This window comes from Nonomuraea antimicrobica (assembly GCF_039536965.1).
GTDB classification, from domain to species: Bacteria; Actinomycetota; Actinomycetes; order Streptosporangiales; family Streptosporangiaceae; genus Nonomuraea; species Nonomuraea antimicrobica.
In genome coordinates this window covers 1-10,830 of the sequence record NZ_BAAAZP010000205.1, presented here as the reverse complement: position 1 = coordinate 10,830, position 10,830 = coordinate 1, and the positions used below count along the sequence as shown (strand labels likewise).

Genomic DNA, 10,830 nt, shown 5'->3' with positions numbered 1-10,830 from the left:
CTTCTGATCGGGATCCCCTCGAGCTCGCCCATCCTGCACGAAGTCCCGGCACAAGAAGACAACCCCACCAACCCGCCGGCCGCCCTCGCCGCCCACCCGAACGCCACCCCGGCAAGCCCCACCCAGCGCCCGAACCGAACCACCGCCACCACCCCGCCCGCTGTCTCCCCGACGACCATCCGGCGGCCGGCCCCCACCGCGCGCAGAAGCCACACCGCACCACCCGTCGTCACCCGGACCGCACCTCCACGACGCCAACCGCAGGCCGCAGCGGCGCACGTCGAAGCCCCCAAACCCGCCAAGTCGACCAACCCCACCACCCGGCCCACCGCGGCCAACCCGGATCAGGCGCAGCCGAGCGCCACTCCCGAAACAAGCCGCGACCACACGCCACCCGGCCAGACCAGGCAACCACCAGGACAAGACAAGACGCGAACACAGGCATCCGCGACGGATGACCTCCCTGTCCAGGACGCGCACGCACCTCCCGGCCAGGCACGCAAAGCGACGTTGCCGTAGCGGCCATCGCGCGCCCCGGTGAGCGCCGCACAGCATCCCCGCTGTCGATCAGCCACACAGCAGACCGGTAACGCTTGCCGCAAAATAGATCTCTTGTTCCCATTCACGTCGATCAATTCATGATCAGATATGGAGTCAGCACAATGAAGCGAACGTTAGCTGTAATGATCGTCGGCATAATGACCCCCAGCCTCCTGGCCGCACCGGCCAGGGCCGACAGCATAGAGACCGACGCTCTGGCCGCCACTCCAGCGGCAGGTGTCGAGACCGCGATGTTCTGGCTCAACAACAACGGCGCCAACCTGAAGAACGCCACCCCGTACAACGTCCAAACAACCGTCGCCAAAATCATGTCCCCCGCCGGCGGCACCACCCCCGACACCAAGCCCGGCACGACACCACCGGCGCTCCCGCCCACCCCGGCCGACACGAACGCCAAAACGCCCACCACCACCTCGGGCAAGGTGTTCTTCGTCGGCACGGACGGGCAGCCGCACTGGTGTACGGGCACCGCAGTGCAGTCGCAGTACCGCAACCTCGTCGCCACGGCCGGGCACTGCGTGTACAACACCCAGGGCTTCGACGCCACCCTCGACAAATGGGTCTTCGTCCCCGAGTACGCCAACGGCACGACTCCATGGGGCCTCTACGTCGGAAAACAGGCATTCACCCACTACGACTTCACGGTCTACCAGGACTACGACCGCGACTACGCCTTCGCCACCGTCTACAGCGGCGTCGTCACCTCTGCCGCAGGCGGACTGACCAGCACCGCAAGACTGGTCGACACTGTCGGCGGGCAGGGCCTGGCCTGGAACCAACCACTGCACTCCCGGGTCGACGTCTTCGGCTACCCGGCCGGCCCCCACCCCGACGGCAACCAGCCCTACACCGGCGAAACCCTCGAATCATCCAGCGGCCGGACAACCTCCGCCTTGGTCCCCAGCCTGAAGGCCGAGGAACTCACCGCCGTGGAATCCCCGTTCACCGGCGAAGGCTCCCTCGGCTCCTCCTGGCTACTCCGCTACGACACCACCAGCCAGGTGGGCTACCTCAACGGCATCACCATCAGCGTCGCCGACACCGACGGCAACCAGCACTACGACACCAGCCTCGCCCCCTACTTCGACAGCGAACTGATGTCGGTGTACTCAGCCGCCGCCAACTCGTGGACCGGCTCGCTGACATGATGAGCGGCCCACACGACCGCGAGTCCAGCAGACGCAAGTGAGACCGCGCCAAGGACGGCGCCGCGGTAGACCCGTCCGACGTCCAGGCCGCTGAAAGTTGGCGGCCCTGTTTCACCTTGCGATGCGGAACACTGTCCGATGCCGCGGCGAGATGGGCCGTGTTGCAGCCGGGCCAGGGTTCAGCGAAGAGTTACCACAGCCGCACAACCGCACTACCCCGCATCACAGTCTCTACGACTCTGTCAAAATCGTCATTACCGACGCCAACGAAGACGACATCACGCACAGCATCTTCTACACGGCCGTTACCCGGTCGCGTGAGAGCCTAAGGATCTTCTGGACACCAGAGACTCAGCAGTCCGTGCTCAAGAGCATCCGACGGGGCAGCAGCCCGAAGGACGTTGCTCTCCTGTCCAGCAGGCGTGGCCTGATGCCGACCGCTGGGTCTCGACGAGTCTCCTGACCGCTCCGTACGACGGATGCTGGTGATCAAGAAGACGGCAACCGGCCAAACGTCCGGCGCGTGGTCTTCCCGACCGACGGCTAACGGGATCTGTGCCTGAGCGAGAATTCTGCCGCCGTTGACCGGCCGACACCGTGTGAAGGAACCGCAAAGCGCGAATGGTCAACGTACGTTATCCACCCTGCGGTTGCTCGGTGGATGCTCGTCGGCACGCGATACAGCGCACCACGGACAGTCATTCTTAGACATTTCTAGGGATGACATTGGTGGCTGCAGTGGTACATTCAAATATGGAATGACAGTGGCTGGCATTATAGCTGCCGACTTTTAATCCGTAGGTTCCGGGTTCGAGCCCCGGGCACCCTACCACTCCACACCCCATCCGACCTGCACTTTCTCGATTCTCGACCCTCTTCTGCGAGGTGAAGACGGCCGAGTTCACTCGTCACATGCTCTTCGGCACGCGTCCGGCACATCGGCGGGCCGACAGCAAAATCGAAATGAGCCGGTTTGCGCTACCGGGCATCGGGCGCCTGAGACCGGATCGTCAAGCCAGACCCGAGCGACACTCAACAGAAGGGCATGGTGGAAGGGATGGCGGGCGTGACACGCCCAGATTGACCGCAGACCCATCCAAGCGCTGGTCAAGCCGCCTCCGGCCAAATTCACGTGCCTTCATGGCGGCGGCCGTATCGCACTCCTCGGCAGAAGAGATCTGCTCGCGATCGATCGTTTTACTCTTCTGCGAAGCACCGTCTTCGTCTCAGAGCCTGCTGACAAAAGATTTGGTCGCTGAGCCGGTGACCACGGATGCCCTGGCCGAGTCAATCTTCGAGTGATGCGCCCGCAGACAGGAGCCCGTGGTTATCTGTCTGCACGCCCGTGTCCCGGACGCCATTGACAGATTGCGCCTCACCGGGGTGCCGATGTCGTGGCTGGCACCCGTCATATCCCTCGGATCTGACCCATGCCGAATGGGCGCCGTCAGCCGGCGAGCAGGCCCCGGGCCTCCAGGTCGGCGATGACGGTAGACGTCAGCGCGGGGCATTGATTCACCCTTACCTCCTTGAGGGACGGCAGGTCGATGAGCGTCCCCAGGTCCGCCAGGGCGCCACAGCGGTAGAGGTAAAGGATGCGCAGCCCGGGCAGGTTTCCGGGGTCGCCGAGGGCCCGCAGATGATCGTCGGCGGCCACGTGGAGCTCCTCGAGCCGCCGCAGCCCGGCGAACGGGGTCAGGTCGGTGAGCTGGTCGAGGCCCTGCAGGGTGAGCTGGCGCAGGGCGGGCATACGGGCCAGGGCGGAGAAGTCGCGCAGGTCCTGGGCGTAGGTCAGGCTGATCTCGGCGAGCGAGGGGTGGTCTTCCAGCCCGTCCAGCGAGGTCAGTTTCTGCCACTCGTCGATGTTGAGCTCGGTGAGGGCGGGCAGGCGGGACAGGGGGCGCAGGTCCGGGATGGGCGCGCTCGGCAGGCCGAGTTTGGTCAGGTGGGGGTGGTGGCCGAGGCCGTCGAGGCTGGTGAGGTTCGTGCAGCCGCTGAGCCACAGCCGGCGCAGCCCGGGCATGGCGTCGATGCCGTCGAGACTGGTCAGGCGGGCACAGTGCATGGTCAGCTCGGTGACGGAGCGCAGGTCGCGCAGCCCGGCGATGGAGCGGATCTTGGTGCCGGAGAGGTCCAGCTCGGTCAGGCGACGCAGCCCCGACAGGGGCAGGACGTCCTCGATCGCCCGGCAGTGGCCGAGGTTGAGGTGCTCCAGGTGGGGGAAGGCGTCGCCGACCCCTTCGACGCTGGTCACGCCGCTGCTGCGCAGGTCGAGATGGCGCAGGGTGCGCAGGGTGAGCAGCGGGGTGATGTCGGTGAGCGCCCGGCTGCTGCGGAGGATGAGTGTTTTCAGTACGGGGAGACCCGACAGCGGGGTGAGGTCGGTGACGGCCGCGCAGCCGTCCAGCTCGAGCCGGAACAGCCCGGTCAGCGCGGCGAGGTCGGACAGGTCCGTCAGGTGCTTGCAGTGGTCCAGGCGCAGTGTCCGCAGCATGGTCAGGTGCCGCACTCCGGTGATCGTCTCGCGGCGGCGCAGCTCCAGCGTGGTACGTCCCTCGCGGGTGAACGCGGGCCCCAGCAGCAGTTTGGCGAAACCGTCCGGGTCGGGCGCCTCCGGCCAGAGCCTGAGCAGCTTGTCGGTGGACGGCTCGGCGATCTCCGCGAATTCGGCGGCCAGCGCGAGGGCGTCTTCGCGGCCGTCGAGGACGAGCTCGCGGGCCGTTTTCCAGGCGCGCGCGGGAGAAACCGAGTCGAGCTTGGCCCGGTAGCCCGGCAAGTCCGGCCGTGCTGGGGAGAAGGTCATGCCATGGCAGCGTAGGGGGTCGTACCGACAGAAGCGATCGTTCTCCCGCCGGAGCCGGCCGTGACGGCTCCGGCGGGAGAACGGACGTCACGAGCGGGCGAGCCAGTCCTCGAAGCAGGCCTTGCCCAGGTCGTCGTCGTCGGCGGGCACCAGGCTTCCCTCGTCGAGCTCGGCGCCGAAGTAGGGCGCGTTTGACTCGGCCAGGGCATCCGTGGTCGCCGGCTCAGCGACCAAACCCTTTGTCAGCAGGCTCTTACCTTCTCGTTTAACCTCTCGCTCGCCAGCTAGGATCAGCATCCTTCGTGGTGCGAGGAGTCCTGTGGGGCCCAGGTGAGTTGAGCGAGAGGTCCGATTCACGCCAGCGGGAATCCGGGACACTCGAGATGCTCGGGTCATGAGCACAGTAAAGACGTCAGAGACCCAGGTCGGCGGGGAGCAGCCAGGCCGACAGCCAGCTGACGATGCGTGGACGGTCATGGAGAGGTTCTACGCGGCCGAGGCCGCGTACGTGGCCACGGGCGGTTTCGGTAAGGCCAGCTACGAACCCGTTGCTGCTTTGCTGGACCCGGAGGTGGTGTTGTACCAGGCTCCAGGACTGCCGTTCACCGGAACCGGGGTCTGGCGTGGGCATGAGGAGATGGAGCGATTTCTGGCCGTTTTCAGTGAGGTCTGGGAGGCGATGGAGTTCCTGGAACAACAACATTGGGGGGACACCAACACCGTCATCGTACGGAATCGGGTCCGCTTCCGGGCCCGCGCCACCGGCAAGCAGGTCGACACCTTGATCATGCAACTGATCACCGTGCGGGATGGACGCATGCTGGAATGCCGCCCGTTCTATTGGGATCCCCAAGCCATCGCTGAGGCTTGTCGGCTCGACGGCGATGACACGTGACCACGGACAGGCGAACCATCGGGGTTCTTCCCTGAGCTTGTCGCCTGATCTCCACATTTACCGCATTCTCCGGCTCAGGTGTCGAATCACACATAACGGATTGTGGCTGTTTCGGTACGGCGTGTCGCCGTGACGTGAGACGGTCACCCTCTCATCTTCGGGCTCGTGCAAGAGTCTTCGAGGCGAGGCGGTGACCGCGATGTCCACTCTGGCATGCGTGACGGCCACCCGAACCGATAGCCGCGAAATCCACCCCGGCAGCAACGGCCTGGCCGCCTTGTCGCGGTTCCGGCAAGCGTTCTACGGCTGCCTGAGCGCGCGCAGCGATGAGCTGTTCGAGCTGACCGAGGCGGTGTTATGCACCGACGGGCCGGTCAAGACGCTGGTGGATCTGGCACTGGCACCCGAACACCGGCGCGGGCACGGCGCGCTGTATGACGGGCTCAACCACGGCCGCATCGAGTTCGCCCGCCTTCGCAAGGTGCTGGCGGCCCTGCCGCTGCCGCGTGCCGCCGATGGCCGGATCGTGCTGGCAGCCGATGTCAGCCCGTGGCTGCGGCCCGACGCCGCCACCTGCCCGGATCGGTCCTTCTGCCACACCTACGGCCGCGGCAAGAACGAACACCGGATGATCCCGGGCTGGCCGTGCTCGATCATCGCCGCACTGGAGACCGGCCGCACCAGCTGGACCGCCATGTTGGACGCGATCCGGCTGGAGCCGGGCGCTGATGTCGCCGCGCTCACCGCTCGCCAGCTGCGCGAGGTCGTCACCGGATTGATCGAGGCCGGTCAGCACCAGGTAGGTGACCCCGACATACTGATCGTGATCGACGCCGGCTACGACGTGCCCCGGCTGGCGTTCCTGCTGGCTGAGCTGCCCGTGGAGATCCTCGGACGGATGCGCTCGAACCGGGTGATGCGCCGCCCCGCCCCCTCCCGCACCGAGTTCCTGCGCACCAGCCCCGGCGGAGGCCGCACGCCCAAGCACGGCACCGAGTTCGTCTTCGGCAACGCGGCCACCTGGGGCAACTCCCAGGCGCAGACCGTCACCGACACCACCCGGTACGGCACCGCGCACGCCCAAGCCTTCGACCGGCTCCACCCTCTGCTACCCGCCGAGCCGCCTGGGCCGACTTCCCTGACGAGCTGCCCATCATCGAAGGGACGGTGATCCGGCTACAGGTCGACCATCTGCCCTCCGGCGGCGGCCCCAAGCCGGTCTGGCTGTGGTGGTCCAAGACCGACGCCACCGAGGCCGACACCGACCGGCTCTGGCAGGCGTTCTTCCGCAGATTCGATCTTGAGCACACTTTCCGCCTGCTCAAACAGACGCTCGGCTGGACCAAGCCGAAGCTTCGTGACCTGCACGCCGCCGATACCTGGGCCTGGCTGATCCTCGCCGCGCACACCCAACTACGCCTGGCGCGCGGCCGGTGGAGGACCTACGCCGCCCGTGGGAGAAGCCTGCCCTCCCCGAGCGACTGACCCCCGCCCGCGTCCGCCGAGGGTTTCGCAACCTCCGCACGAAGACGCCGCCGCTGGCCCGTGCGCCCAAACCCGCCGGACCCGGCCCAGGACGCCCTCCCGGCTCGAAGAACAAGCCCGTCCCGCGCTACGACGTCGGCCGCATCCTGGCCACCGGCGAGGCGTACAAACGCCCAGCTCATCATCGCAAAGGCACCAAACCACGGCGCACGACCTGAGCCCTGTCGCACAACGCAACGCCCGACTCGCCACGAATGCACCGAACGCAAAGATCGGAACTTAAACAACAAGCTCAGGGGGACAGGGCTGAGGGCGTCGGGTGGCTGATCATGCTCGTCTGGGATCATGTTTCGTGATCGTGCCCACGGTGAACGCCATCACCCGGCGTCTGCTGTCTTTGCCCGCTCTTCTGCTACGCCGCGACGTCTCCAAGGATGCGGAGCTGCTAGGGGGTGCTGCGGATGATTCGGGCCGCGGTGACGGCGCCGTCCTGCAGACCTCGATCGGCGAGCATCTCGCCGTACTCGCCGCTCTTGATCAGTGCGTTGAGCGCTTTCACGATCGCGTCGCGTAGCGCGGGTTTGGCGCTGTCGACGGCCATGACGAGGGGGACGTCCTCGGTCAGATCGCCTTTCGAGAGATGGAGCTCGCCCTTGGAGTCCCGCGCGCGGTCGACGGCCCATGGAAGGCTGGTGACATATGCGTCCAACCTGCCGTTTTTCATGGCCGGCTTGATGGGATTCGGGCCGCACTTTTCGTAAGTCGTCTTCTCCACCAGGTCCTCGTAGCTGCCCATCGAGATGCTCATGCCGCAGAGGTCGGCTTTGGAGCGGATGCGCTGAGCGGTCTTCCACGTGGCGTAGACCGCGAATCCGATGTCGAAGTAGTGGATAAGGTCGAGTTTCTGCTCGTCTTGCGTGACGGAAAACGTGCCGGTGCTCGGCAGGGCCACATCGAACCGCCCGGCCTCCTCTACGTCTCGGTTCAGCACCCCGTCGATCATCTGGCTTGGCGTCGAGACGCTGACGATCTCTACCTTCAGGCCGAGCCGGTCACCGAGAGCGAGGGCCAGGCCCGGGTCGAGGCCGGTTGGGTTGGCGCCGTGGGAACCGTCCTCAGCGGAATAGATTCCCGGCTGGTCCACGGCGGTGCCATCGTATATAGCGACTTTGAGGGTGCCGGGTCGCAAGAGGCCGAGCTTGTTCTGGGCGGCGGGTTTGTGACCGCCGGTCGATGCTTTCTGTGAATTGTTCACGAAGTAGATCGTGGTCGCGACCAGCACCGTGGTCAGTACTGCGGCTCCGGCGGCGAGCCAGGCGCGCTTACGGCGGGGCGAGCGGGGAAGTGTGGACGGGGGGCGAACTTCCGGTTCCGTGACGGCGGGTGGCGTGGGCCGGTCCGGTTCAGGCAGTGAGCGGGTGCGGACCGTGCCGCCGTCCGCGACGGCGGCCAGCATCGCGTCGAGCCGCTCGGCCGTGGGCCGCGCCGCCGGATCGGCTACGAGGAGCTCCCGCAGTACGGGGGCCAGAGCGCCGGCCCGAACCGGCGGTGGCACCACGCCGTCGATGACCGCCGCCATGGTGGCCAGTGCGGTCGGCCGGCGCATCGGGCTGTAGCCCTCTACGCAGACGTACAGCATGATGCCCAGTGACCACAGATCCGAGGCGGGGACGTCGTCCCTGCCCCGGATGCGTTCCGGGGCGAGATACTCGGGCGTGCCGATGAGCTCGCCGGTCGCGGTCAGCGGCACGGACCGGGCCGCGGTGTCGGCGGAGCCGATCCGCTGGAGGGCGGCGATGCCGAAGTCGGTGAGAACCGCGCTGCCGTCAGGGCGCAGCAGCACGTTGGCGGGCTTCACGTCACGATGGCAGATGCCTGCGGCGTGCGCGGTACGCAGCGCGGAAAGGACCTGGCGGCCGATGCGGGCGGCCTCCTGTGGTTCCAGCCGCGTCCTTTCCTCCAGCCGGTCTGCCAGGCTGCCGCCGCGCACCAGTTCCATCACCAGCCAGGGGTAGGAACCCGTACCCTCCTCAACGATGTGATGAATTGTCACCACGTGCGGATCGCTGATCCGCGCCAGCGCGCGGGCCTCCCGCAGCACCCGCTCCCGCAGCACCCGGGAAGCCTCCGCGTCCTGGACGAGCTCAGGAGCCAGGGGACTGACCTGCTTGACCGCGACCTCGCGATGCAGCGCCAGGTCACGCGCCCGCCACACGGTGCCCATCCCGCCGCTGCCCAGCCGCTCCACCAACTCAAAGCGTCCGTCAAGGACTTGCCCGCCAACGCCATCGATCACACTCGCAGGCTAACGCTTCTTGATGTTGTCGGCAGCAACTGAGAATTTCTCGTGCGCCCTGTGGCGCTCGAAATAACGATTCTGGCTCTGAGCTGCAGTCTTCTGGGTCAAGCTGCGTGTTGGTACTCGCCGATCAGCCCTGCCAGGATGGGCTTTCAGCGTACATGGAGAGCATCCTGCTCGTCGCTTGCGGCTGGCATGGTGAGGCTGCCCGGGGGTAGGTGCTGTCGGGCTTGATGCGGGCGGTGCTCGTTGTAGTTGCGCCATGAGGCGCCTTGTTGTATCCCCAACTCAGTTGGGAGGGACTCGGAGGGAGGTTCCTGGGCCTGATGGCTGACCCGGATCCGAAAGGTGATCGGGGACCACAGCATGCCAGAAAATCGGCGGTCGCGTTCAAGTGCCAGAAGCGATGCGTCGAGGGGCCCGCGTGACACGGCGAAAGCTGGATTGCCTGAACTCTAATCTCCAGACGACGAAAGGGCACGTCCGCCGGAAATGGCATTTGTAACCGGCGCCAGACCCTGCATCGGCATCACTACAAGGTCGATGCATCCTCCGGGGCGTGGAGCGATTCCCAATGAGGGAATTCAAGGAGATGAATGGGGCGCCTAAATCACGCTCGATACGTACAACAAGGATGAACATGGGATCACCTAAGGGGCGCGAGCCCTAAGGTTCGACGGAGACCTCGTAGTAGTCGCAGGAGTAACGGCCTGCCAAGGGGGACAGGAATGCCGTCCACAGGGCGAAGGAGGTCAGGTGATCGACATCGAAGTCCGGAAGGTATGCGCAATGCAGAACGCCGAACCGGTGCTGAATGTCTTGAATCACTGGAGAGCCCGTTGCTCGGAAACGGGCACGGCGGGTTCGGGAGGGGGCCGTCCGGAAAAGGACCAGTACGCTGGCACCTCACCGGACGGCCTACCTCGCTGCTTGACGTACTCGTCCAGGACCGACCGAAGGTGCCGCTCGTCGTAGATCAATATGCGGTCGATGCATTCGGCTCGTACGGTGCCCCTCTCTGTCAGACTGCTGTGATACATGTGACGTATGAGTCCTTTTGATGCGAAGCAGGGCGAGACAGGACGATCGAGACAGTGACGATGACCCTCGCCGACCAGACCGCCATGACGGGGCAGGATGGTCGGGTGACCGATGAGCAGCCGACCCGGCCCAAACGGCGGACGTTCACCAAGGCATACAGGGCACGGATCCTGACCGCCTTCGACGCACTGCCCGAAGGCAGCCCCGAGCGGGGTGCGCTGCTCCGCAAGGAGCGGCTGTACCACTCCCACATCGTGCACTGGAGAAAGCAAGCCGAGAACGGAACGCTCCCAGCCTCGACCGGCCGGCCGGAAAAGAGCGCCGAGTCGGAGGAACTGGCCCAACTGCGAGCCGAGAACAAGAAGCTCAAAGCCGACACCGCAAAGCTCGAGTCCCGCAACGAGAAACTGGCCGGCGAGCTGGGTAAGACCAAAACCGCGCTGGACATCGCGGGAAAAGCATTCGCGCTGCTTCAGGACATCTCAAGCAGCGCGGACTCTGACACGAACTGAACCGGGTCCTGGACGAGCATTTCCCGCAGGGCTCCGGCGTAGTGGAGTTTTGTCCTGTTCCTCGATCATGCGAGGTCGAGAACGGT

At 65.9% G+C, this 10,830-nt stretch carries 8 protein-coding genes; 5 read left to right on the top strand and 3 right to left on the bottom strand.

All coding sequences use genetic code 11. The annotated features are described in order from the left end of the window. Positions 1-698 precede the first annotated feature (698 nt). A complete protein-coding gene (locus tag ABD844_RS45210; protein ID WP_344893454.1) occupies positions 699-1,709 on the top strand; it encodes a trypsin-like serine peptidase in 1,011 nt (336 codons plus the stop codon). A 1,447-nt stretch (positions 1,710-3,156) separates the two neighbouring features. On the opposite strand, the gene ABD844_RS45205 is transcribed toward ABD844_RS45210, so the two are convergent. After that, a complete protein-coding gene (locus ABD844_RS45205; RefSeq protein WP_344893451.1) occupies positions 3,157-4,512 on the bottom strand; it encodes a leucine-rich repeat domain-containing protein in 1,356 nt (451 codons plus the stop codon). 87 nt (positions 4,513-4,599) lie between these two features. Next, a complete protein-coding gene (locus ABD844_RS45200) occupies positions 4,600-4,746 on the bottom strand; it encodes a hypothetical protein (protein ID WP_344893448.1) in 147 nt (48 codons plus the stop codon). Positions 4,747-4,906: 160 nt separating this feature from the next. On the opposite strand from ABD844_RS45200, the gene ABD844_RS45195 reads away from it, so the two are divergent. From ABD844_RS45195 to ABD844_RS45185, 3 genes are all read left to right on the top strand, one after another. Then, the gene (locus tag ABD844_RS45195; RefSeq protein ID WP_344893446.1) at positions 4,907-5,407 is read left to right on the top strand and encodes a nuclear transport factor 2 family protein; all 501 of its coding nucleotides are present in this window, start codon (positions 4,907-4,909) and stop codon (positions 5,405-5,407) included. A 199-nt stretch (positions 5,408-5,606) separates the two neighbouring features. Next, the gene (locus ABD844_RS45190) at positions 5,607-6,578 is read left to right on the top strand and encodes a transposase (protein WP_344893475.1); all 972 of its coding nucleotides are present in this window, start codon (positions 5,607-5,609) and stop codon (positions 6,576-6,578) included. Continuing rightward, the gene (locus tag ABD844_RS45185; RefSeq protein WP_344893444.1) at positions 6,575-6,892 is read left to right on the top strand and encodes a hypothetical protein; all 318 of its coding nucleotides are present in this window, start codon (positions 6,575-6,577) and stop codon (positions 6,890-6,892) included. Before ABD844_RS45190 ends, ABD844_RS45185 begins: the two co-directional genes overlap by 4 nt. A 445-nt stretch (positions 6,893-7,337) precedes the next feature. Here ABD844_RS45185 and ABD844_RS45180 read toward each other — a convergent pair whose 3' ends face one another. Further along, positions 7,338-9,188, bottom strand: coding sequence for a serine/threonine-protein kinase (locus ABD844_RS45180; RefSeq protein ID WP_344893441.1), 1,851 nt, complete (start codon positions 9,186-9,188; stop codon positions 7,338-7,340). A gap of 1,097 nt (positions 9,189-10,285) precedes the next feature. Here ABD844_RS45180 and ABD844_RS45175 point away from each other — a divergent pair. Next, a complete protein-coding gene (locus tag ABD844_RS45175; protein WP_344893438.1) occupies positions 10,286-10,744 on the top strand; it encodes a hypothetical protein in 459 nt (152 codons plus the stop codon). Positions 10,745-10,830: the final 86 nt, after the last annotated feature.